The organism is Micromonospora luteifusca (assembly GCF_016907275.1).
GTDB lineage: Bacteria > Actinomycetota > Actinomycetes > Mycobacteriales > Micromonosporaceae > Micromonospora > Micromonospora luteifusca.
Genome location: NZ_JAFBBP010000001.1, coordinates 4,702,998 through 4,725,471 on the forward strand (window position 1 = coordinate 4,702,998; position 22,474 = coordinate 4,725,471).

At 72.7% G+C, this 22,474-nt stretch carries 19 protein-coding genes and 1 riboswitch; of the genes, 11 read left to right on the forward strand and 8 right to left on the reverse strand.

The window, feature by feature from the left end; translation table 11 throughout:
• Window positions 1-8: 8 nt before the first annotated feature.
• Window positions 9-1,697: a ribonuclease J gene (locus tag JOD64_RS21490; RefSeq protein ID WP_204943849.1), complete on the forward strand. Its 1,689-nt coding sequence runs from the start codon at window positions 9-11 to the stop codon at window positions 1,695-1,697.
• 78 nt (window positions 1,698-1,775) lie between these two features.
• Here the strand turns inward: JOD64_RS21490 and JOD64_RS21495 are convergent, their stop codons facing one another.
• The 3 genes from JOD64_RS21495 to JOD64_RS21505 all read right to left on the reverse strand — a co-directional run bounded on the left by JOD64_RS21495 (window position 1,776) and on the right by JOD64_RS21505 (window position 5,109).
• Window positions 1,776-2,834, reverse strand: a complete 1,059-nt coding sequence (locus JOD64_RS21495; RefSeq protein ID WP_204943850.1) for an LPXTG cell wall anchor domain-containing protein — start codon at window positions 2,832-2,834, stop codon at window positions 1,776-1,778.
• A gap of 122 nt (window positions 2,835-2,956) precedes the next feature.
• On the reverse strand, window positions 2,957-4,525 hold the full coding sequence (locus JOD64_RS21500) for a type III secretion system chaperone family protein (protein WP_239561495.1): 1,569 nt from the start codon (window positions 4,523-4,525) through the stop codon (window positions 2,957-2,959).
• Between the two features lie 104 nt (window positions 4,526-4,629).
• Window positions 4,630-5,109, reverse strand: a complete 480-nt coding sequence (locus tag JOD64_RS21505) for a type III secretion system chaperone family protein (protein ID WP_204943852.1) — start codon at window positions 5,107-5,109, stop codon at window positions 4,630-4,632.
• 113 nt (window positions 5,110-5,222) lie between these two features.
• Between JOD64_RS21505 and JOD64_RS21510 the strand changes: the two genes are divergently transcribed.
• Window positions 5,223-7,685: a DNA translocase FtsK gene (locus JOD64_RS21510; RefSeq protein WP_204943853.1), complete on the forward strand. Its 2,463-nt coding sequence runs from the start codon at window positions 5,223-5,225 to the stop codon at window positions 7,683-7,685.
• Window positions 7,686-7,780: 95 nt separating this feature from the next.
• Here the strand turns inward: JOD64_RS21510 and JOD64_RS21515 are convergent, their stop codons facing one another.
• Together JOD64_RS21515 and sugE are read right to left on the reverse strand one after the other, a co-directional pair.
• The gene (locus tag JOD64_RS21515; RefSeq protein WP_204943854.1) at window positions 7,781-8,026 is read right to left on the reverse strand and encodes a hypothetical protein; all 246 of its coding nucleotides are present in this window, start codon (window positions 8,024-8,026) and stop codon (window positions 7,781-7,783) included.
• A gap of 82 nt (window positions 8,027-8,108) precedes the next feature.
• On the reverse strand, window positions 8,109-8,423 hold the full coding sequence (sugE, locus tag JOD64_RS21520; protein WP_110566159.1) for a quaternary ammonium compound efflux SMR transporter SugE: 315 nt from the start codon (window positions 8,421-8,423) through the stop codon (window positions 8,109-8,111).
• 60 nt (window positions 8,424-8,483) lie between these two features.
• A riboswitch (guanidine-III (ykkC-III) riboswitch) is annotated at window positions 8,484-8,550 on the reverse strand.
• A 125-nt stretch (window positions 8,551-8,675) separates the two neighbouring features.
• Here sugE and JOD64_RS21525 point away from each other — a divergent pair.
• From JOD64_RS21525 to pspM, 7 genes are all read left to right on the forward strand, one after another.
• Window positions 8,676-9,620 carry an ornithine cyclodeaminase family protein gene (locus JOD64_RS21525; protein WP_204943855.1) on the forward strand — a complete coding sequence of 315 codons (945 nt, stop codon included), beginning with the start codon at window positions 8,676-8,678 and terminating at the stop codon, window positions 9,618-9,620.
• 68 nt (window positions 9,621-9,688) lie between these two features.
• Window positions 9,689-11,197 carry a 30S ribosomal protein S12 methylthiotransferase RimO gene (gene rimO, locus JOD64_RS21530; protein WP_204943856.1) on the forward strand — a complete coding sequence of 503 codons (1,509 nt, stop codon included), beginning with the start codon at window positions 9,689-9,691 and terminating at the stop codon, window positions 11,195-11,197.
• 77 nt (window positions 11,198-11,274) lie between these two features.
• Complete coding sequence (gene pgsA, locus JOD64_RS21535) at window positions 11,275-11,865, forward strand: CDP-diacylglycerol--glycerol-3-phosphate 3-phosphatidyltransferase (protein ID WP_204943857.1); 591 nt, start codon at window positions 11,275-11,277, stop codon at window positions 11,863-11,865.
• Between the two features lie 131 nt (window positions 11,866-11,996).
• A complete protein-coding gene (locus JOD64_RS21540; protein WP_204943858.1) occupies window positions 11,997-12,614 on the forward strand; it encodes a CinA family protein in 618 nt (205 codons plus the stop codon).
• A 154-nt stretch (window positions 12,615-12,768) separates the two neighbouring features.
• Entirely contained in the window at window positions 12,769-13,209 is a 441-nt protein-coding gene (locus JOD64_RS21545) for a helix-turn-helix domain-containing protein (RefSeq protein ID WP_204943859.1), read from the forward strand.
• A 200-nt stretch (window positions 13,210-13,409) separates the two neighbouring features.
• Window positions 13,410-14,282: a PspA/IM30 family protein gene (locus JOD64_RS21550; protein ID WP_204943860.1), complete on the forward strand. Its 873-nt coding sequence runs from the start codon at window positions 13,410-13,412 to the stop codon at window positions 14,280-14,282.
• Between the two features lie 23 nt (window positions 14,283-14,305).
• Window positions 14,306-15,091: a phage shock envelope stress response protein PspM gene (pspM, locus tag JOD64_RS21555; RefSeq protein ID WP_204943861.1), complete on the forward strand. Its 786-nt coding sequence runs from the start codon at window positions 14,306-14,308 to the stop codon at window positions 15,089-15,091.
• A 39-nt stretch (window positions 15,092-15,130) separates the two neighbouring features.
• Here pspM and JOD64_RS21560 read toward each other — a convergent pair whose 3' ends face one another.
• Both JOD64_RS21560 and JOD64_RS21565 read right to left on the reverse strand, forming a co-directional pair.
• Window positions 15,131-18,748: a hypothetical protein gene (locus JOD64_RS21560; protein WP_204943862.1), complete on the reverse strand. Its 3,618-nt coding sequence runs from the start codon at window positions 18,746-18,748 to the stop codon at window positions 15,131-15,133.
• Window positions 18,749-18,913: 165 nt separating this feature from the next.
• Entirely contained in the window at window positions 18,914-19,723 is an 810-nt protein-coding gene (locus tag JOD64_RS21565) for a DNA-formamidopyrimidine glycosylase family protein (protein ID WP_204943863.1), read from the reverse strand.
• Between the two features lie 109 nt (window positions 19,724-19,832).
• On the opposite strand from JOD64_RS21565, the gene JOD64_RS21570 reads away from it, so the two are divergent.
• On the forward strand, window positions 19,833-21,122 hold the full coding sequence (locus JOD64_RS21570) for a DUF8814 domain-containing protein (RefSeq protein WP_204943864.1): 1,290 nt from the start codon (window positions 19,833-19,835) through the stop codon (window positions 21,120-21,122).
• A gap of 25 nt (window positions 21,123-21,147) precedes the next feature.
• Here JOD64_RS21570 and JOD64_RS33140 read toward each other — a convergent pair whose 3' ends face one another.
• Window positions 21,148-21,390, reverse strand: a complete 243-nt coding sequence (locus JOD64_RS33140; protein WP_110566168.1) for a CPCC family cysteine-rich protein — start codon at window positions 21,388-21,390, stop codon at window positions 21,148-21,150.
• Window positions 21,391-21,623: 233 nt separating this feature from the next.
• Here JOD64_RS33140 and JOD64_RS21580 point away from each other — a divergent pair, with 233 nt between their 5' ends.
• Window positions 21,624-22,232: a hypothetical protein gene (locus JOD64_RS21580; protein WP_204943865.1), complete on the forward strand. Its 609-nt coding sequence runs from the start codon at window positions 21,624-21,626 to the stop codon at window positions 22,230-22,232.
• Window positions 22,233-22,474: the final 242 nt, after the last annotated feature.

Here is a 22,474-nt window from a genome sequence, read left to right on the forward strand (position 1 = left end):
GTGGACGCGTGACCGAGGCGCACATCGACGCGGAGCTTCCCCCGCCGCTGCCCGAGGGCGGGCTGCGGATCATCCCGCTCGGCGGGCTCGGCGCCATCGGTCGCAACATGACCGTCTTCGAGTACGACGGCAAGTTGCTGATCGTCGACTGCGGGGTGCTCTTCCCCGACGTCGAGCAGCCGGGAGTGGATCTGATCCTGCCCGACTTCGGCCCGATCCTGGACCGGTTGGCCGACGTCCAGGCGATCGTGCTGACCCACGGCCACGAGGACCACATCGGCGCGGTGCCCTACCTGCTCGCCCACAAGCCCGACATCCCCCTGGTCGGCTCACAGTTCACCCTCGCCCTGGTCGAGGCGAAGCTGGCCGAGCGGCGCATCCAGCCATACACGTTGACCGTGCGGGAGGGCGGCCGTGAGCGGCTCGGCCCGTTCGAGTGCGAGTTCTTCGCGGTCAACCACTCGATCCCGGACGCCCTCGCGGTGGCCATCCGCACCCCCGCCGGCCTGGTGCTGCACACCGGCGACTTCAAGATGGACCAGCTCCCGCTGGACGGCCGGATCACCGACCTGGCCGGCTTCGCCCGGCTCGGCGCCGAAGGCGTCGACCTGCTGCTGTCCGACTCCACCAACGCGGAGATCCCCGGCTTCGTCACCCCGGAACGAGAGATCGGGCCGGTGCTCGACTCGATCTTCGCGAAGGCCAAGGGTCGGATCATCGTGGCCTCGTTCGCCTCGCATGTGCACCGCGTGCAGCAGGTCTTCGACTCCGCCGCGGAACACGGCCGCAAGGTCGCGTTGATCGGGCGGTCCATGGTCCGCAACATGGGCATCGCCCGGGACCTCGGCCTGCTCAACATTCCGGCCGGTCTGGTCATCAGCATCGACGAGGCGACCACGCTGCCGCCGGAGGAGATCGTGCTGATGTCCACCGGGTCCCAGGGGGAGCCGATGAGCGCGCTGGGCCGGATGGCCAGCGGCGACCACCGGCACATCACCATCGCCCCCGGCGACACGGTCGTGCTGGCCTCCTCGCTGGTGCCCGGCAACGAGACCTCGGTCTACCGGGTGATCAACCGGCTGGCCCGGGCCGGCGCGGTGGTCGTACACAAGGACGTGGCGAAGGTGCACGTCTCCGGGCACGCCCCCGCCGGGGAGTTGCTCTACCTGCTCAACGTGGTCCGGCCCAGCAACCTGATGCCCGTGCACGGCGAATGGCGCCACCTGCGCGCGCACGCCCGGCTCGGGATCGAGTCGGGAGTCGCCGCCGACCGGGTGGTGCTCTGCGAGGACGGCGACGTTGTCGACCTGGTCGAGGGCCGCGCCAGCCTGGTCGGGCACGTGAAGAGCCGGTACGTCTACGTGGACGGCCTCGCCGTCGGTGACGTCAGCGAGTCGCTGCTCACCGAGCGCCGGATCCTCGGTGACGGCGGATTCATCGCCACCACCGTGGTCGTCGACTCGGTCACCGGCAAGGTGGTCGCCGGCCCGACCCTGTCCGCGAAGGGCTTCTCGGAGGACCCGGAGGCGTTCAACCCGGTGGTGCCGCTGGTCACCGAGGCGCTCAACCGGGCCGCGGCGGACGGCATCACCGACCCGCACCAGCTCCAGCAGATCGTCCGGCGGACCGTGGGGCGGTGGGTCAACGACAAGTACCGTCGTCGGCCGATGATCGTGCCCACCGTCGTCGAGGTCTGACACACAGGATCGGGCCGCTCGCCGACATCCCCCGTGGATGTCGGTGACCGGCCCGATCCTGTTGGTACGCGCCCCGGCTCAGCCCCGCGACATCCGACGCCGCAGCACGAGCAGTCCGACCCCGAGGGCCAGCAGCACCGCGCCGATGAGGCCGTACGTGCTGCCGGAGGTGCCGGTGCGGGGCAGCTGCGCCGCTTCCGGGGTGGACGTGCCCACCGTGGTCGGCGTCGGCGTCGGCGTCGGCGTCGGCGTGGCGGTCGGATCGGCCGGTGGCGGGGTGGTGGCGTCGCCGGCACCGGATCCGCCCGTGCCGCCCAGGCGAAGCGTCAGCGCGGAGTCCTTGTTGGTGTAACGGTCCGTCGGGGCGAGGGAGAGCTGCACGGTCTTCGTGCCCGCGGTGACCGTCAGTCGTACGTCGAAGCTGTCGGTGGCACTGTCGGCGATCACACGCCGCCGCGGGATCTCGCAGCCCACGCCGTTCATCCGGCCGCTGTCGGAGCACGCCGGCGCGGTCACCCGCACCCCGGCCGGGGTGGTGATGTTGAGCGAGTAACCGCCGATGTCGAAGGTGCCGGTGTTCGTGACCTGCACCCGTACCGTCGTCATCCCGTCGACGACCGGAGCCGCGGTGGCCCGCAGCCGTAGGGACGCACGGTCCGGCCAGTTGATTCGGAAGTCGGTGAACTGATCGGTGACCCCGGCGGCGTCCCGGCCGGCGACGGAGCCCCACGCGCTCACTCCGAAGACCGGCTTCGGCGCCGACGACGTGACCACCAGCCGGTACGCGCGCTCACCCCCGGCGGGAAGCTCCGCGCCGCCGCAGAGCCAGCTCCGTGGCGTGCCGCTGATGGCCTTGCAGTCCCCACCCGAGGTCGGCTCGACGGAATTCGGCAGCCGCAGAACGAAGAAACCCTTCGCCGCCGTGGCGCCGGGGTTCTTGACGGTGACCTCCAGCGGGCCGGACGGGAACCACGGGTCCTGGGCGAGGAAGACGATGTCGCCACGAGCGGTGACCGTGGGCGCGGCGGTCGCGCTCGGCGACGCGGTCGGGGCCGGCGCGGCGGCGGCCGGCCCGGCGAGGGTGGGCACGAAGAGCAGGGCGGCGGCGAGGAGGCCGGAGCTGAGCAGGCGGTTCATGACGACTCCCGGAATCTGTGGTCGGTGATGGCCGTACCACATCGACACAGCGCTTCCGGTTGCGCACTGTCGGATGTCGCATAGTCGCGCCCCGGGGTGCAACCTCTTGCCCTGTTCGCGACTTAGGGCAGCGCGGCGACCGCCTCGGCGTACGCCACGCCGGTGGTGATGGCGGCGTCCACCAGGACCATGAGTTGCGCCGGTGCGACCCCGTGCGCCAGGTCCGTGGCCACGTCGCCGGCCAGCACCAACTCCTCGCCCAGCTCGTGCGCGTACGCCTTGGGCAGCAGCCGGTCGTGGTTCCACGCATTGCAGAAGGCGTACGCCTCGGCGCGGCGGGCTGCCGGCAGCCGGCGGGTGGCCATGACCCGCGCGTGCAGCACCTCCCCGCGCTCACCGGCCCGCCGGAACTGGATCACCGCGCCACCCCACCGGCCGGCCACCGTGTCGCCCTCCTCCACCAGGTACCGGTCGCCGCGCCCGACCAAAACTTTGGTGATCATGTCGAGGCTCAGCGCCACGAGCTCCCGCTCGCTCCACTGGGCCTCATCGTCGGACCGGTCGGCGTCGGGCTCGTCGAGTTCGTCGTCGGCGGGCAGCGGGACCGATGCCGCGAGCGGGCGCTCGGCGAGCCAGGCAGCTATCCGTCCGGAGTGGTGGCCGGTGCCGTTGCGGGCGTCGAAGCTGCCGGCCAGCTCGTTCGCCACCCCGAGCAGCAGGGCACCGAGTCCGGCCACGTCCGGCTCGGTGGGGGGTCGCCCGCCGTACGCCGGGCGTGGCATCGTCCGCCCGCCCAGCCCCGCCTCCACGGCCAGCGCGCAAACGAGCGCTCCGGCGGCGGCGAACTCCATGGCGGCGAGGTCGTCGGTCGGCTGGTCCAATCGGGGCAGCTGCTCGGCCAGGATGGTCAGCCCGCGTCCCAGGTGCCCGCCCAGTGCGCAGAACCGCAGGTGCGCGGCGAGATGCGCGAACGCGGCGCGCTCGCGTCGGTGCCGGCGGTACGCCCGAACGTGTGCCGCCGCGGCCCGCTCCGGCTCGCCGGCCCGCAGGGCGGGCAGCAGGCCGGCGACCAGATCCCGTTCGGGCTGGTCGGTGCAGGCCTCTCGGTCACCGTCGGACTCCCGTAGTTCGTCGAGCGCGGCCCGCCACTCGCCCCAACCGGCCAGCAGTTCCGCTCGCCGGGCCGGGGCGCAGCCCGGGCAGCCACCGGCCGGGCCGGGCCGCTTACCGGACCACCGTTCGTACCAGTGGCGGGCGGTGGGCTCGTCGCCCAGGTGGTCGGCGATCCGGCAGTGCAGCTCCGCGACGGTCGGCGTGTCCGGACCAGCCACGCCGACCCGGTGGGCCAGGTCGTGCAGCAGGGAGCGGGTCTGGTCCAGACCGACCCGCGGGGTGCCGATCAGTGCCTCCACCGCGTACCGCTGGTAGCGCAGCAGCAGCCCGGCCTCGGCTTCGGTGAGCAGCTCGGGCCGGTGGTCGGCGGCGGCCCGGCAGCGCCGGACCGGCTCGACCAGACGCCACCGCTCCCCGTGCAGCAGGTACGCCTCGATCAGCGCGAACCGTGCGTCCATCCCGGACCGGACGTCGCCGGTCGCGTCGGCGCGCTCGGCGAGCCGCTCCAGGGCGGCCTGCCGGGCTGGTCCGTCGGGCAGGTCCCGGGCGTCGGCGAGCGCGGCCTCCAACGCGGGCAGGCGGCCCCCGCCGACCCCGCCGACCCCGCCGACCCCGCCGACGTGCGGCGCGTCCAGGTCGGCGGCCCGGTCGGTGCGGCTGTCGGTGAACTCGTCCCGGCCGGTCACGACGGCACCGCGCCGGGCAGCCGCCGGACCGCCACGGCGAGTTGGCAGCCGGTGGAGATGCCACAGTCGAGCAGTTGGTCGAGCTGGTGCGGGGTCACCCCGCGTTCCAGGTCGGTGATCACCTCGCCGTAGACCCGGGCCCGACCGTCGTCGTCGACGTGCACGAACGCCTTGGGCCAGAGCCGGTCGTGGTTCCACGAGTTGCAGAAGGCGTACAGGGCGGGCACCTGCTCGATTCCGAAGGTGGCAGTGACCATGGTGCGGACCTGGAGCAGTTCGCCGTCCCCGCCGAGGCGCAGGAACCAGATCATGTTGTCGTCGAAACGGCCCACCAGTTCGCCGTCCACGGTCAGGCCGACGGACCGGCCGCGGGCGGCGAGCACTGCGGCGACCAACTCGTCGGTCAGTGGGCGCAGTGCGCCAGGGTGCCCGGCCAGCGGTTCGCCCGGATCGCTCTCGATTTCCGGCGACGCCATGGGGCATCCCTTCTGAGGCGGATATCACGACCGGCGGCGGGGCCGGTGTTGCGACGCGCGGACACGACCGGGAAAAGCGGGGATCTGCCCGGTCCCACCGTTACCGTGACTCTATGGCGGGCCGTACCTCTCAGGCGAGCCGGCGGCGCGGCGCGTCGCCGCGCGGTGGCACCAACAGTCGTGCCCGTCAACCGGCGAAGAAGACCCGGGCGCCGGTCCGGCGTCGTACCACGCCGGCCCGGCCCGGCCCGGCGGTGTACGTGGGCCGCGCGGTGGGTGCTTTGTGGATGGGCGTGGCGCACGGGATGGGTTGGGCGGTGCGCGCCGCCGGTCGGCAGGCCGCCTCGGCTCGCGATCTCGACCCGGAGCACCGCCGTGACGGCGCCGGCCTGCTGATGTTCGGGCTCGCCCTGCTCACCGCGGTGGCGCTCTGGTTCTCCGGAGCGGGCCCGGTGGGCGCGCGACTGGCCGACTCGATCCGGTTGTTCCTGGGCGCGATCTCCGTCGTCGTGCCGGTGCTGCTGATGATCGGGGCGTGGCGGTTGATGCGTCAGCCGGTTGATCCGGAGCACCGGGGCCGCGGGTTGATCGGCTGGACCTCACTGCTCGTGTCGACCGCCGCGCTGCTCCAGATCGGTCAGGCCCCGGCCAACCCGTTGCAGCGGGACTTCGCGGGTGGCCTGGTCGGCGCGGGCGTCGGCGGGTTGCTGGAGCGCGCGGTCACCGCCTGGGTGGCGGTGCCGCTGCTGATCCTGCTGCTGCTCTTCGGTCTGCTCGTGGTGACCGCGACCCCGATCAACAAGATCCCCGAGCGGCTGGGCCTGCTCGCTGGCGGTCTGGTCGCCCCGTCGGACGCCGCCGTCGGCGAGGAGTCGGACGAGGCGGCCCCACGACCGGCGCGCAAGAGGCCGGCGAAGCGGATGCCGCCGCCGCTGGACCCGGACGACTTCGAGGACCTGGACGGTGCGGACCTCCAGGAGACCATGGTGCTGCCGCGCAAGTCGCCGGCGAAGGTGCCGGCGAGCCGTCGGCCACCGGCCGAGCCGCCGGAGCACTCGCCCCCGCCGACCCGGGCCGAGCAGCTCGCATTGACCGGGTTGGCCGGGGACTACGTCCTGCCGCCAGCCAACATGCTCAGCGCCGGAGCCGCCGCGAAGACCCGCAGCAAGGCCAACGACGAGGTGATCGCCGCACTGACGGGCGTCTTCGACCAGTTCGATGTGGACGCCGCGGTCACCGGTTTCACTCGTGGCCCGACGGTCACCCGGTACGAGGTGGAGTTGGGGCACGGCGTCAAGGTCGAACGGATCACGCAACTCTCCCGCAACATCGCGTACGCGGTGAAGTCACCGGACGTGCGGATCCTCAGCCCGATCCCGGGCAAGAGCGCCGTCGGCGTGGAGATCCCGAACACCGACCCGGAGAACGTCGCCCTCGGCGACGTGCTGCGCTCGCGGGCGGCGACAAGCGACCACCACCCGATGGTGGTGGCGCTCGGCAAGGACATCGAGGGCGGCTACGTGGTGGCCAACCTCGCCAAGATGCCGCACATTCTCATCGCCGGGGCCACCGGAGCCGGAAAGTCGAGCTGCCTCAACACCCTGCTGGTGTCCGTCCTCACTCGGGCGACCCCGGACGAGGTGCGGCTGTTGTTGATCGACCCGAAGCGGGTCGAGATGACCGGCTACGAGGGCATCCCGCACCTGGTCACCCCGATCGTGACAAACGCCAAGAAGGCGGCCGACTCGCTGGACTGGGTGGTCCGCGAGATGGACATGCGCTACGACGACCTCGCCGCCAACGGGGTCCGGCACATCGACGACTTCAACCGCAAGGTCCGCAACGGCGAGATCAAGGCCCCGCCGGGCAGCGAACGGGAGATGCGCCCGTACCCGTACCTGCTGGTGATCGTGGACGAGCTGGCCGACCTGATGATGGTCGCGCCCCGCGACGTGGAGGACTCGGTCGTCCGGATCACCCAGCTGGCCCGTGCGGCCGGCATCCACCTGGTGTTGGCCACCCAGCGCCCCTCGGTCGACGTGGTGACCGGTCTGATCAAGGCGAACGTGCCGTCCCGGCTGGCGTTCGCCACCTCCTCGCTCGCGGACTCCCGGGTCATCCTCGACCAGCCGGGCGCGGAGAAGCTGCTCGGTCGTGGTGACGGGCTCTTCCTGCCGATGGGCGCCTCCAAACCGGTACGCATCCAGGGCGCCTGGGTCACCGAGCGGGAAATCGCCGACGTGGTGAAGTTCTGCAAGGACCAGCGTGAGCCGGAGTTCCGCAAGGACGTGCTGGCCCCCGCGCAGGAGAGCAAGAAGAAGATCGACGAGGACATCGGCGACGACCTCGACCTGTTGGTGCAGGCGGTGGAACTGGTGGTCACCTCGCAGTTCGGCTCGACCTCGATGCTGCAGCGCAAGCTGCGGGTCGGTTTCGCGAAGGCGGGCCGACTGATGGACCTGATGGAGACCCGTGGGGTGGTTGGGCCGTCCGAGGGGTCGAAGGCGCGCGACGTGCTGGTCAAGCCGGACGAGTTGGAGGAGGTCCTGGCCGGTCTGCGCGGCGACGGCGACTGATTGTCAGGGTGCGACCGAGCCTTGTCGGGGTGGCCCGAGCCGGAGTGCGCGACGGGCCCGCCGGATTCCGGCGGGCCCGAGTCTGTGCGGCGTGGTCAGTTGTTGATCAGCGCGCTGAAGACCGCCACACCGATGATCGCGGCCACGACGCTGGCCGCGGCGGCGTACCAGCCCAGCGGCTTGTCACCCAGCACGGCGCCGACAATGCCCGCGATGACGCCGAGCACGCCGAAGATGATCGGGTTGAGCAGCAGTGCGAGGACCGCGAAGACGAAGCCCACGATGGTGAGGATTCGGGCGGCGTTGCTGCGGGGACGGGCGGTGCTGGGCAAGTCGGCCATGTCTTCCTCCGGTTGAGAGCCTGTCGTGACGTATCGACAACTACCCACTGTGGGTGTTGGACACGCCTGTCGATGCGGCTCGTCAGTGGAAGATCTTCAGGCCGATCACGCCGGCGACCACCAGCAGCAGGCACAGGATCCGGGGCAGGCTCGCCGACTCGCCGAGCGCCACCATCCCGACCACCGCGGTGCCGACCGCACCGATGCCGACCCAGACCGCGTACCCGGTGCCGACCGGGATGTCGCGCAGCGCGTACGCCAGCCCGGCCATGCTCAGGGCCAGGGTCACCACGAACACCACTGATGGGATCAGCCGGCTGAAGCCGGCGCTGCGGTCCAGGGCGATCGCCCAGGCCGTCTCCATCAGTCCAGAGATCACCAGCACGAGCCAGGCCATCGTTCACCTCACGCGGGAGTGCCCGGACCGCCGGGGCCGGGACGAGTCGTGTCTGCACGTCGCGGGGCGTCTTGGCCTGACCGGGTACGCCCACCACTCGTCCGGGGTGGCCGCGGGCGACCGGGCCACCGCCGCCGACGCTAGCACCGGTCAGCGGTCGTGGTGGATCGGTCGGGCGGGGTGCCGATGATCCGGTGACCTCCGCCACCCTGCATTGACCTGAACTTGACTCTAACTTGCAGTATGGCGACCATGACGCTGCTGTATGCCGACCCCGAGGTCGCCACCGCGCTGGACGCGGCCACCACGGTCGACGCCATGCGTGCCGCGCTCCTGGCCGCGTACGAGGGACGCCTGGTCGCCCCGCCCCGGGCCGCCGCCCCGCTCAACGGGGGGCGGCTGGTGCTGACCGCCGGGCACCTGGTCGGCGAGTGGTACGGCTTCCGCTCGTACGACACCTTCGGTCACCCGCAGAGCGAGCAACTGGTGGTGCTGCACGATGCCCGGACCGGGGCGATCCGGGCCGTCGCGGTCGGCGAGGAGTTGGGTTCCCGTCGTACCGGAGGGTTGGGTGGCCTGGCCGTCGACGCGTTGGCCCGCCCGGACGCGGCCACCCTCGGGGTGATCGGCTCCGGCCGGCAGGCATGGACCCAGGTCTGGGCCACCGCCGCGGTCCGCCCGCTGCGCGAGGTGGTGGTGCACAGCCGCTCCGCCGCCCGGCGGGACGTCTTCGCCGCTCGGGTCCGCGCCGAGCTGGGCGTGTCGGCCCGCGCGGTGGCCGATCCGGGCTCGGCCGTGGCCGGGCGGGACATCGTGGTGCTCGCGACCACCAGCCCGACCCCGGTGCTCTGCGCCGCCGACCTCAGCCCCGGCACGCACGTCAACGCGGTCGGCTTCAAGCAGCGTGACCGCAGTGAATTCGGCACCGACCTGCTGGACGCCGCGGACCTGCTGGTCACCGACTCGCCGGCCCAGGCGGCGGACTACCAGCCGCCGATGCTCGCGGCCACACCCCCGTACGCCGGACGGTTGCGGGACCTGGGTGGGATCCTGGCCGGCGCGGTCCCCGGCCGGACCAGCGCGGACCAGATCTCCGTCTTCTGCTCCACCGGCCTGGCCGGCACCGAGGTCTTCCTGCTCGACGCGCTGACCCGGATGGGCGCGGAGTGCGGCCGCGCCGCTGCCCGGGGTAGGTGACGAGGCATACACCGGCCGTGCGCACAGCCCGCGTGCGTGGGCTTCCGTGGCCGGCCCGGTACCCTCGGATGGTGTCTGCCACCTCTCCTTCTCCCTCTGACCACGCCGAGGGCCGTCGCGTCGCCCTGCTCACCCTGGGCTGTGCCCGCAACGAGGTCGACTCGGAGGAGCTCGCCGCCCGGCTGCACGCCGACGGCTGGCAGGTGACCACCGACGGCGAGGGTGCCGACGTTGTGGTCGTCAACACCTGCGGCTTCGTGGAGAAGGCCAAGCAGGATTCCATCCAGACCCTGCTCGCCGCCGCGGGCACGGGCGCCAAGGTGGTCGCCGCGGGCTGCATGGCCGAGCGGTACGGCCGGGAGCTGGCCGACAGCCTGCCCGAGGCGCAGGCGGTGCTGAGCTTCGACGACTACCCGGACATCGCCGCCCGGCTGAACGCGGTCGTCGCCGGCGAGCAGATCACCGCGCACACCCCCCGGGACCGGCGTGAGCTGCTGCCGCTGACCCCGGTGAAGCGGCGCGACAGCGCCGTGTCGCTGCCCGGGCACGGCACCGTGACCCGCACCGCCGTCGACACCGACGAGCACACCCCGGCACACCTGCGGCAGATTCTGCGCCGTCGACTGGACACCGGCCCGGTGGCCTCGCTGAAGCTCGCCAGCGGCTGCGACCGGCGCTGCGCGTTCTGCGCCATCCCCGCCTTCCGTGGGGCGTTCGTCTCGCGTACCCCGGACGAGCTGCTCGCCGAGGCGGAGTGGCTGGCCAAGTCCGGCGTACGGGAGCTGGTGCTGGTCAGCGAGAACTCCACCTCGTACGGCAAGGACCTGGGCGACCCCCGCGCGTTGGAGAAGCTGCTGCCACAGCTCGCCGCGGTGACCGGCATCGTCCGGGTGCGGGCGAGCTACCTCCAGCCGGCCGAGACCCGCCCCGGGCTGATCGAGGCGATCGCCAGCACCCCGGGCGTGGCCCCGTACTTCGACCTGTCGTTCCAGCACTCCAGCGAGCCGGTGCTGCGCAGGATGCGACGTTTCGGCTCCACCGACCGGTTCCTGGAGCTGCTGGCCAGTGCCCGCGCGTTGGCCCCGGACGCGGGCGCCCGGAGCAACTTCATCGTCGGTTTCCCCGGCGAGACCCGCGCCGACATCGATGAGCTGGTCCGGTTCCTGACCGAGGCCCGTCTCGACGCGATCGGCATGTTCGACTACAGCGACGAAGACGGCACCGAGGCCGCCGGCCTGCCCGGCAAGGTCTCCGCCGCGACGATCAAGCGGCGCTACGACCGGCTGAGCGCGCTCGCCGACGAGCTGTGCTCGCAGCGGGCCGAGGATCGGCTCGGCTCGACCGTCGAGGTGCTGGTCGACTCGATCGCGGACGGCGTGGTGGAGGGTCGGGCGGCGCACCAGGCGCCGGAGGTGGACGGCTCCACCACCCTGGTCGCTCCGGCCGAGGGTGGGGTCGACCTCGCCGCGCTGCGCCCGGGTGATTTGGTCCGCGCAACGGTGACCGGCACCGAAGGGGTGGACCTGCTCGCTGTGCCGGATGAGATGATCTCGGCGGCGCCCGGCGCGGCACGGTGACGGTGGGCCCGAGCGGAGCGGGGGAGCCCAGTGGTGTGGTGCCGGAAACGCCACGGTTGCCGGAGCGGAGTGCGGCGGTGACCGGAGCGACGGAGTCGACCCCCGCCCGGGTGGTCGCCGTGGTGCCCGTCGTCAACGCGGCGAACGCGCTGACCGCCCTGCGGCTCGTGCTGGTGCCGGTCTTCGGAGCCTCGGTGATCATGTCCGGGATGACCCACTCCGGCTGGCGGATGGCGGCTTGTCTGATCTTCGCGGTGGCCTCGGCGACCGACCTGGTGGACGGCTGGATCGCCCGCCGGTTCGGGCTGGTCACCTCGGTCGGCAAGGTGGCCGACCCGATCGCCGACAAGGCGCTCACCGGTGCGGCCCTGGTGCTGCTCTCCTGGTACGACCAACTGCCCTGGTGGGTGACCGCGCTGATCCTCGTCCGCGAGCTGGGCATCACGGGGTTGCGGTTCTGGGTGCTCCGGCACGGCGTGATCGCCGCCAGCCGGGGCGGCAAGGTCAAGACTGCGCTGCAGATCCTCGCCATCGCCTGGTACCTCTGGCCGATGCCGGCGGCCCTCGCTGGCGTCGGCCCGTGGATCATGGCGGCTGCCGTCCTGGTCACGGTCGCCACCGGCTTCGACTACGTAGCCCAGGCCCTCCGCCTCCGCCGTCCGCACTGACCCACCCCGACCCATCCCCGGTTGATCATGAAGGTATCGCCACTCGGGGCGGCGTGTCGTGCCGCTAACTTCATGATCGACGCGATCGGGCCGGGAAGGTTGGGGGTCGTTGGGTGGGGAAGGAAGGGTTGATGCAGCGAGAGGCGGATGGTGCGGCGGACGACGCCGCGACAGGCAGCGCGGCGGCGGGTGTGGTGCACAGTCTGGCGCAACGGCACGAGACCCTGGCCACGGTCGAATCGCTCACCGGTGGGCTGCTGGCCGCATCGATCGTGGAGATCGCCGGGGTCAGCGGGATCTACCGCGGCGGCCTCGTGGTCTACGCCACCGAGTTGAAGGGGACCCTGGCCGGCGTGCCCGCCGACCTGCTGTCCGAACGGGGACCGGTGGACCCGGAGGTGGCGACGGCGCTCGCCGAGGGTGGCCGCCAGCGCTGCGACGCGGTCTGGGGAATCGCCACCACCGGCGTCGCCGGCCCCGAGCCGCAGGACGGCAAGCCCGTCGGCCTGGTCTACGTCGCGGTCGCCGGCCCGAACGGCACCGAGGTCCGCCAGCTCTCCCTCGACGGCGGGCGGGAGCACGTCCGCGCGGCGGCGGTGGTCGAGGCGCTGCGGTTGCTCGCCGAGCGCATCCACGCCGCCGAAGACGCACAGGCCGCTGCCGACGCCGCCGCCCCTGACGCCGACTCCCAGACCGTAGCCGGGGCCACCCGGGGCGGGGCGGGGTCGGCCCGCGCCGACCGCCGGTGAGCCCGTCGCGGCGAACCGACGGGCGGGGCGGGATGTCGGCCGGGCCCGCAACGGGTACGGTTGCGGGAAGGCTCCGACGTTTCGGGGTCGGCGCGGGTCTACCGCGGCCGGCCGCCCAGCGCCGGGCGCGAGGTATCCCTCAGGGGGAGGTGCGATGATCCTGCTACGCCGGGTGATCGGTGACGCACTGCGGGCGCGCCGGCAGGGGCAGCAGCGCACGCTGCGTGAGGTGTCCACCGCCGCCAACGTCAGCCTCGGCTACCTCTCCGAGATCGAGCGGGGGCACAAGGAGCCGTCCAGCGAGCTGCTCGCCGCGATTTGTGACGCCCTCGGCGCCCGTCTGTCCGAGCTTCTGCGTGAGGTGAGCGACACCGTGGCACTCGCCGAGCAGATGCCCGAGGTGCTCGTCTCGATGCAGGACGAGCCGGCCGATGCCGCGACAGTGCCCAAGAGCACCAGCCGCGGTGTTCGTCAGGTCACCTCCGATGGCAAGGTCGCCGTTTCGGTCCGCCAGGACTCTCCGCTCAAGGCCACGTTGCGCAGCTCCCGCGTCCGCCCGACCGAGCGCGACCGGGACGTGGTCTGCGCCGCCTGAGTCCGGCCTCTGGTTGCCCCCTGGGTGGGCTGGCCCCAGCCGCGTAGGGTGGCCCGCAGGAGCTGCCGGTGCGATCGACCGCCCGGTACGGATGCCCCGTTGGCGTTCGACTGGGACGATGGAGATCGGCCGGTGGTGGTCGGGTCGGTTCATCCGGCCCGGCCGTGGTGGAGCGACGCAAATGAGGGGATACCGCGGAGATGGCGAACCCGTTCGTCAAGGGTTGGAACTACCTGATGGCGCTCTTCGGTGCGAAGATCGACGAGCATGCCGATCCCAAGGTGCAGATCCAGCAGGCCATCGAGGATGCCCAGCGGCAGCACCAGGCGCTGGTCCAGCAGGCCGCCGCGGTGATCGGCAACCAGCGTCAGCTGGAGATGAAGCTGTCCCGGCAGATGTCCGAGGTCGAGCGGTTGCAGGGCAACGCCCGGCAGGCGCTGGTGCTCTCCGACCAGGCCCGGGCCAAGGGTGACGAGGCCGAGGCAGCGCGGTTCGAGCAGTCGGCGCAGACCCTGGCCACCCAGTTGGTCTCCGCCGAGCAGGCCACCGAAGACCTGAAGACCCTGCACGACCAGGCGTTGGGTGCCGCCGCCCAGGCCCGCCGCGCGGTCGAGAACAACTCGATGATCCTCCAGCAGAAGCTCGCCGAGCGCACCAAGCTGCTCAGCCAGCTGGAGCAGGCCAAGATGCAGGAGACGGTGGCCCGCTCGCTGGAGTCGATGTCGTCGCTGACCGCGCCCACCAACACCCCGTCGCTGGACGAGGTGCGTGACCGCATCGAACGGCGTTACGCCAACGCGATGGGTCGCGCCGAGCTGGCCGGTAACTCCGTCGAGGGTCGGATGTTGGAGATCCAGAAGGCGACGATCGACTCGGCGGGCTCGGCCCGGCTGGAGCAGATCCGGTCCAGCATGGCTGGGGAGCAGCTCGGTGGTGCGTCGCAGCGACCGGCTGTGCCGCAGGCCGAGAAGACCGGCCCGGCCAACGACCCGACGGCCGCTGCCCGGCTGGACGAGCTGCGCGCCAGCATGGCTCGCGAGCGGGGCACCGGCGACCCGACCGCCGCCGGCTGAACGACCGGACCGAGGAGGTCAGGGTGGCAGACGAGCGGACTCGATACTTCCGGAGGCTGGGTCGGCTTCGCCGGTCCGCCCGACGGTGGAGCGTGCTGGCCGGTGGGCTTGGCGGCGCGGCGGCGGTGCTGACCCCGTACGCCGGGCTTGGTCTGCCCGACGCGGCCTGGGCCGGCGCCGCGGGCAGCGCGGTGGCACTCGCGGCCTGGCGTTGGATCGACGTGCGCGCCCTCGCCGCCCAACCGGCGCCACCTGCGCTCGACCCGGCCGAGGCCGCGGCCCGGTCGCGGGCGCGGCTGATCGCCGCCGTCGAGCGGCTGCCGGTCGGCCCGGGTGTGCTGGCCGAAGTCCGCCGGGTCCGGTCCCGCATCGCGCTGCGCGGCACCAGCGCGGGTGAGCAGTGGGCCCGACTGGACCGGGCGGCACTCACCCTCGCCGGGATGGCCTCCCGGCTCACCGGGCTGGCCGAGCCGGCGGTGCTGGAGGCCGCCGCCGCCGACCGTTCGCTGCGCGACCTGGCCGCACGGGTGGCCAGCGTCGAACGTGCGCTGCGGCTGGCCCCGGCCGACGCCCGGCCGCCGCTGGCCGAGGCACACGCCGTGCTGACCGCCCAACTGGAGGGCGGGGTAGCGGCCTACGAACGGCTGGTGGTCGCCGCCGCCGGCTACCTGGCCGAGGACGCCCGACCAGAGACCGCCCACCCGGCCGCCGAGCGGCTCACCGAGGCAACCGACCTGCTGCACGGGGTTGCCGGGGCCCTGGCCGAGCTGCGCGCCGTCGGCACCCCGCTGCGCGCACCCACCCGCTGACCACGCACGCCCGCCGCACGACGCGGCCCCCGCGACCGGTCACGGCGGCGTCGTGATCAGGACCGGGCGGGTGTACGGCGAGCTGCCCACGACGTTGAACGAGCGGATGCGGTAGTGGTAGGTCACCCCTCGGGCCAGTCCCGTGTTGGTGAAGCCGCGACCGGTCACCGTGAAGGTGGCCGCCTCCTGGTCGAACGCCGGGTCCAGCGCCCGCTGCACGATGAACCCGGACCCCGGGCCGGCAGGTGTGCTCGCCGCCCAGGCGAGGATCACCGTCGCGGTGTCCGGCCCCGGTGCGAGGGCGGTGACGCTCACCCCACTCGGGGTGCCCGGCGCGGGTGGAGAGGTCACCGTGGCGACCGTGGACCAGGCCGAGGCGGCGCCCAGGTAGGTGGTCCGTACGCGGTAGTAGTACGTGGTGTCCGGGGCGATCGTCACGTCCAGGTGGTTGTCGCCGGCGCCGATCGCCGTGGTGCCCGGGCCGCTGGTGAACGTCGGGTTGGTGGCCCGCTGCACGTCGATCCCGGTGGCGAACGAGCGGTTCGCCCAGCGCAGCGCCACTCGCAGCGGCGCGGCGGGCGCGAGTGCCGCGACCAGCCCGCTCGGCGCGGCCAGGTGCACCGAGGCGGGCACGCTGTTCGACCAGGACGAGTAGCTGACCGCGTTCTCCGCCCGGATCCGGTAGTGGTAGGTCACCCCGGGGGTGACGGACGCGTCGGTGTACCGGGTGGCGGCGGCCGCAACGGTGATCGTGGTGACCTCGCTGAAGGTCGCGTCGGTGGCCCTCTGCAGCAGGTGGCTGGTGGCCGGTGGTCGACCGCCGTTGCTGGTCCAGGCCAGCGCGATCGCGGGTAGCGCGGTGGCGGAGCCGGGCACCGGCGTGGCGGTCAGCCCGGTCGGTGCCTTCGGTGCCACCCGCAGCACCAGTGGCCGGCTCATCCCGCCGTCGCGATGGCCGGCGAGCTGGCTGTGCCAGCGATACTCCCAGCCCAGGTTGACCAGTTGGTTGACCACCGTGGCGGGCCGTCCGTCCGCCGGGCTGATCGGGGTCGACCCGGTCCTGGTCCCGGCCGGGCGGCCCGGGTCGAGCAGCCGCACGCTGTCGCCCAGCTTGAACGGCAGCACCGGGGCGACCGGGCGCAACGCCACCACCACGTCCTCCCGGGGGTTGACCCGGACGATCTGCTTCCAGCCCAACTCCGTGCCGTGTGGGAGCCGCAACGTGCCGTCCCAACCGACCCGGTTGACCACCTGCACGTCGCAGCCACCGAAATGCAGCGGCTCGGTCTGCCGGACGTTGCCGCTGATCCGCCAGAGCTGGGTGCCGTCGGTCGGAGTGCCCACCGGCACGGCGAGGTCGGTGGCGAAGACGACCTCGGTGACCGGGTCGGTCGGACCGAGCGGCAGGGTCGTCGGGTTGAACGGCCCGGCGTGCGGGTGTCCGACGCCGAGCCGGCCGGCCAGCCGGCCGTGGTCGGGCTCGAAGACCTGCTGTGCGGCTTTGACCGCGATCGGCAGGGTCACCGGGCCGGCGCCCGCTGCCGGCGTGAACGTCACCGAGGTGGCGTGCACCGGCACCATCGTCTGCGCCGCGGTCCGGGTGCCGAACGCCGGGTCGTACGCCGGCTGGGGCACGATCGGCGGGCGTTGGCTGGCCGCGTACGCCAGGGGCAGCCTTTCGCGCAGCCGGTCCAGGTCGTACGGCGGCGCCGCCGCTCCGGTGACCCGGAACTGGAGCAGGGTGCGGGTGTTCGGGCCGTACCCCGGTTCGGTGGGGGGTGGGCCGCCCTCGGCGGTCCGGTCCGGCGCGTCGGTGTGCTGGTCGTTGCGTGGGTCGAACCCGGGCAGTGGAGCCGGGGCGTCGTTGTAGAGGAGCAGAGTGCTGCCCGGCGGCACGGTGGAGAAGTCGACAAGCACGTCGGCCCGTTCACCCGGGGCGAGCAGCAGGGCGTGCCCGTCGACGTTCAGCACCGTCGGGTCGAGCCGGTCGTAGCGGTAGCCGATCGGTCGGTTCGGCAGCACCACCGGGGCGGGCAGCAACCCGGCCTCGTTGCCGATCTGGATGAACTCCGGCCCGGCGGCGCGCGGGTCCGGCACACCGCCGTCGCGTCCGTCGGTCGGCCACCCCGTGGGCCGGTCCACCGCCCGCACGGCGGGCACCATCGGCACCTCCCCGGCGTCGGCGTCGGCGAGTGCCCCGTCGGCCGACCAGATGGCATCGTCGGAGCAGGCGCGGTAGAGCTGGAGGTTGAGGCTGCGGTCCAGGCAGGCGTTGAGGATCCGGAACCGGTACGCGCGCGGCAGCACCTCCAGGTACGGGTAGGCGACGCCGTTGACGAGCGGCGTGTCGCCGTACGCCTCGGGAACTGCGGACGGGTGCGGCACGTCAGGGCTCAACGGCGGCTCGTCCGGCGCGGAGACAGGGTCGTGGTGCGGGTTCGGGACCCAGCCGTCGGTGTGGGCGCCGTCCCGGTCCGGGTTGCGCGACCAGGGGCCGTAGTCCCACCGGCCGGTGGGGTTGCGTCCGCCGGAGCGGTATGGGTTCTGCCGCGGCTGGTAGACGTGTGGGTGCCACAAGCTGCCCCGGGCGCCCCAGCGTTCCCGGTCCCAGGTCGGGTCCTCGGCGGCGAGTTGGACGTCGTCCGGCACGAACGTCTTGTCCTCGATCACCAGCGGCAGTTGGTCGGCCGGCAGCACCGCGTCGGCGACGAGCTGGTCCTCGGCCGGGTCGCTGAGCAGGTAGAGCGCGAGCTGCCCACCGTAGACGGTGAGCCGGGCCAGGCCGAGGGTGTTGTCGTGGAACCACAGCAGTCGGCCGCTCTGCTCGTTCGGGTAGTACAGCGTGGTGGCCCCGGCACCCGGCGCCGGCATGTCCGGTACGTGGGTCACCCCCACCCCGGTCGGGTACGGGGTGATCTCTCCAGCCGGAGTGATCCACTGCCCCGGGTTGCCGGCGCTGGTCCACCCGGTCTGCGCTCCGGACAGGTGCAGCACCGCGCGGTTCTGCGGGAACGGCGCCGGCCCGTCCAGTGGGCCGAGGCCGGCTCCCTCGATCGTGTCGTCGACCGGCAGGAACAGTTCGCCGGCCCGACCGGTCGGGAGTTGGTTGATGAACTTCACCCGGACCGGTCGGCCCCGGCGGGCGAGGATCATCGGGCCGAGGTGCCAGGGCCGCTCCGGGGGTGCGACCGTGTTGTGGCCCGCCTTGTCGGTGCCCAGGTTGAGTTGCCGGTAGCCGCGCAGCCGGGTGACCGGCAGGTCCCGGTGCAGCCGTTGCGCGTACTCCTGCACGCCGATCTCGTAGTAGTCGCAGCCCGGATAGCTGATCGTGTCCGGCGTGGCCACCGGCAGGTGGCCACCGAGGTCGGTGCGGCCCTGCTGGCCCGGGATGGGCAACGGGTCGACGAACTTGCGCAGTCCGGTCCCGGGCACCAGCTGCCCGGAGGCGTCGCGCGTTGGGCGAGGGCTGTGTGCGAAGTTCGGCACGGGGCCGAAGCAGCGGGGCACCACGGCCGGGTCCAGGCTCGGTGCCGGGGCGGCCGTCTCCTCGGCGGTACGCGCGGCCGGCACGGCCGTGGTCCGGCCGTTGACGTGGCCGGTGGTGTCGCGGGTGGTCCGCTCGAAGAAGGTGGAGCGGAGTCTGCGGAACATCGCCATGACTCTCCCCGGGTCGGGGCGCGAGGTCCGCCACCCCGGCGTGGTGGACCTCGGCGCTCTGCTGACGATCGGTGAGCACTCAATCGCAGCATGCGACTCCGACGGCCAGTTAGGAATTACCCAATCGTCCGTTTCTGGGATGGCGCCGGGCGATGGGCTCCCTGCTCAGCCGGTTGTCGACGAGCCCGGTTGCTCGGGCTGGCAGACCGGGCACCAGTAGGTGACCCTTTCGCCCAGCTCTTCCTTGCGGATGGCGGAGCCGCAGCGGCGGCAGGGCTGGGCGCGGCGACCGTACACGTAGGTGGTCTGCCCCCGGTGCAGTGAGCCGGTGCTGCTCTGCGTCCACCGACCGCGGTTGGCGGCGAGCAGCCGCTGCGCGAGGGCCACCAGGCCGGGCAGGTCGGGCACCGCGCCGACCGGGGCCCACGGCGACACACCGCGCAGGAACAGCACCTCGCACTTGTAGAGGTTGCCCACCCCGGCCAGGTTGCGTTGGTCGAGCAGCGCCGCACCGATGGTCTGCTCCGGGTGGTCGGCGAGTCGGCGGACCGCCTCGGCCGGGTCCCAGTCCGCGCCGAGCAGGTCGGGGCCGAGGTGCCCGACCAGCTGGTTCTCCTCCGCGGTCGGCACCAGAGTCACCTCGTGCAGGTGATAGCCGACGGCGACAGCGCCGGGGCTGCGCAGCACCACCCGGATCAGGTGGGCGGGCCGACCGGTCCAGCGTTCCCCCGGGGCGTACGCCCGCCAGGCCCCGTCCATCCGCAGGTGCGAGTGCAGGGTCCAGGGCGCGTTGTCCGGGGCGTCGAGGCGCAGCAGCAGGTGCTTGCCCCGGCTGGCCGACTCACGGACGGTCCAGCCGGTGAGATCCGTGGTCGCCAGCTGTGGCACCCGGAAGTCGCTGCTGGTGATTCGCGCGCCGGCCAGCGCGCGGTGCAGCACACGCGCGGTGTTCCAGACGGTGTCGCCTTCGGGCACCCTGCCATCCTCCCTCTTTCGAGCGGGATTCGCATGTGTCGCTATTTGTACACAGGTTCCTCCTGATCTCCCGACATGCGAGGGTCAGGGGGTTCTGAGGAGAATATCCATGACCCGACCTCGTTGTCGTTTCTCATCCGTCGCCCTCGTCGGCACTCTCTCCCTCGTCCTCACCGCGGCACTCCTGCCCGCCGCCGGTGCCCCGAGCACTCTCGCCGCTGCCGGCGGCCCGATCGCTCTCGCCGCTGCCGCAGCCCCGGGCACTCTCGCCGCAGCCCCGGGCGTCGAACGGTGGAACGTCGACCTGTCCGTCGTCGACCGCGACGACGTCAACGTCCGGCGCACCGCCACCGGGCTGCGACTGCGGGCGGCCAAGCCCACCGGGCGCAACGCGCGCAGCCCACGCAGCGCGGTCGCCGAGGGGATGCTCCTGAGCACGTCCCGCACCCTGGCCCGGCCGGCCACCCGCGTCCGTGCCGAGATCACCGCCTCGGTCCCCGCGGGTGCCACCGTGGAAGCGCAGGTCCGCGGGTGGCGGACCGCCGGCTGGACGGAGTGGCGGGCTGCCACCGCCGGCGCGGTCTTCGACCGGCCAGTCACCCAGGTGCAGGCCAGGGTGGTGCTGACCGCGTCCAACGGCGGCGCCACCGCGACGGTACGCGGTGTGCAACTCACCGCCGACGCGGCCGCCGCCGTCTCCGCCGCCACGCCCGGCCGCACCTACCGGGTGTACGCCACCCGCATCGGCTTGGTCGGCGAACTGACCGCCAACGGTCGAACCGTCCAACCCCGGGACCACTTCGCGGCGCTACCGTCGCGGCGCGGCCTGTCCCCACTCAACACCGGCGACTACACCGTGCGGGTCTGCACGACCAGCGGCTCCCGCTGCGAGTACGCCCCGGTCTGGGATGTCGGGCCGTGGAACACCCGCGACGACTACTGGAACCTCTCCTCGGTCCGAGAGAACTGGAAGGACCTGCCGCAGGGCCGGCCCGAGGCGCAGGCCGCGTACCAGTCGGGCTACAACGGCGGGCGCGACCAGTTCGGGCGTACCGTGCTCAACCCGGCGGGCATCGACCTGGCCGACGGCACCTTCTGGGACGGCCTGCAGTTGACCACGAACGCCTGGGTGGACGTCGCCTACCTGTGGACCGGGGGCGGGCCGCGCGGCGTGGTCGGTGACGGGCCGCTCAACATCCGCGCCGGGGCCAGCACGTCGTACGCGATTCGTGGCCTCGCCGCCCGGTTGGCCCACGTGCCGATCCAGTGCTACGTCATCGGCCAGTCGGTGGCTGGTCCCTACCGCACGACCACCCGCTGGAACCGCCTGGCCACCGGGCAGTACATCAGCCACGCGTACATCTCGGGTGTGTACGGCGGCACTGTGCCCGTCTGCTGAGCCACGCTTGCCCGGCGGGCGCCGATCAGGGGCGCTCGTCGGGGCGAGCCGGGCGCACCATGTCCTGGTAGCGCGGGTGGCTGGCACCGTAGACGGCGTAGTTGAGTCGGGCGTGCGAGAGGCTCAGGTCGCCGTTGGGGCCGCCTCGGACCGCGTCCGCGTCGGCGTCGGTCTGGCCGTCATCGGTCCAGAAACAGACCGGGCAGGTCCCCCCGCCGGTCCGGGATGCACAGCAGGGACAACCCACGGGAACCACTTGTTCACCCACCGGGGCAGCATTCCATAGTCGAATATCAGCCGGATACCCGCAGGAGGTCCCCGGTCATCGGCCGGGGCGCCGCCGAGCGTCCGTTCCGTACGGCCGGCCCGGCCGGCGTCGAATCCGGCGGACCGACGCGCAGCGCCGCCGGGAGCGGGTCGACCGGCGAGAGGCGGATATGGGACAGCAGGGCCACCGGCCAGCCCTTCCCGCCGCCGGACGCCGTTGGGCAGACTGCCAGGGTGACAGTTCGGAGCCTGCCCGCCGTCGGAGCCCTGCTGGTCGCCGTCGCGCTCGCTGCCGGCTGCGGCAGCGGTGACGCCGACCAACCGACCGCGGCCCCATCCGGTCCGTCCGTGTCGGCTCCGGCCGCCTCCGGTTCCCCGAGCGCGACACCCCCGGCTATTCCGCCCACCGCGGGCGGCGCGGCCTCTCCGCCGGCGTCGCCTCCCGCGCCGGCCACGCCGGCTCCACCCGCCGAGGCGCAGGGTCCGACGCAGCGACGGCGGGCCACCCCACCGCCGGTGGTGCTGCCCCAACGCCCGGCCGGGGCACCTGGGGCGAAGCAGGTCGTCGACGCGTTCAAGGCGGCCGGCCTGAAGGTGCCACATGCGAAGGACCGCTCGGTCGACTGCGGACCGGACGGGCTCGGCCTGGGCTGCTCCGAGGTGATCGCCACCGACACCGTCACCGTGTACGTGTTTCCGGACGAGATCAGCGCCGGCGACATCGCGGAGACCTGGGGCGGTCAGTCGTACCGGCGTGGCGCGGTGGTCCTCAACTATCTCGAGGCGAAGACCCCGGCCGCCGAGCGCGCTCGTTATGAGCGGGTGCTCAACGCCCTTCGCTGACCGCCAACTTGTCCCCTCGGCGATCTGGGCAGCGATGTCTGGTGAGTGGTATACCGGTGTGTCATAAATATGACTCACAGGTATACCGCTCTCTCGGGTGCGATGGGTCGCGTGGTGGCTCGTCCAGATTGCGCTCGGGCGCCGACCGATGTCTCGCAGTGACGGGTGCCGCTCCGGCCACGCGCGAAAGGGACCTCAGCCGGCGCGAGGTCGGCCGGCGCGTCACCACCCGGCGCGTCACC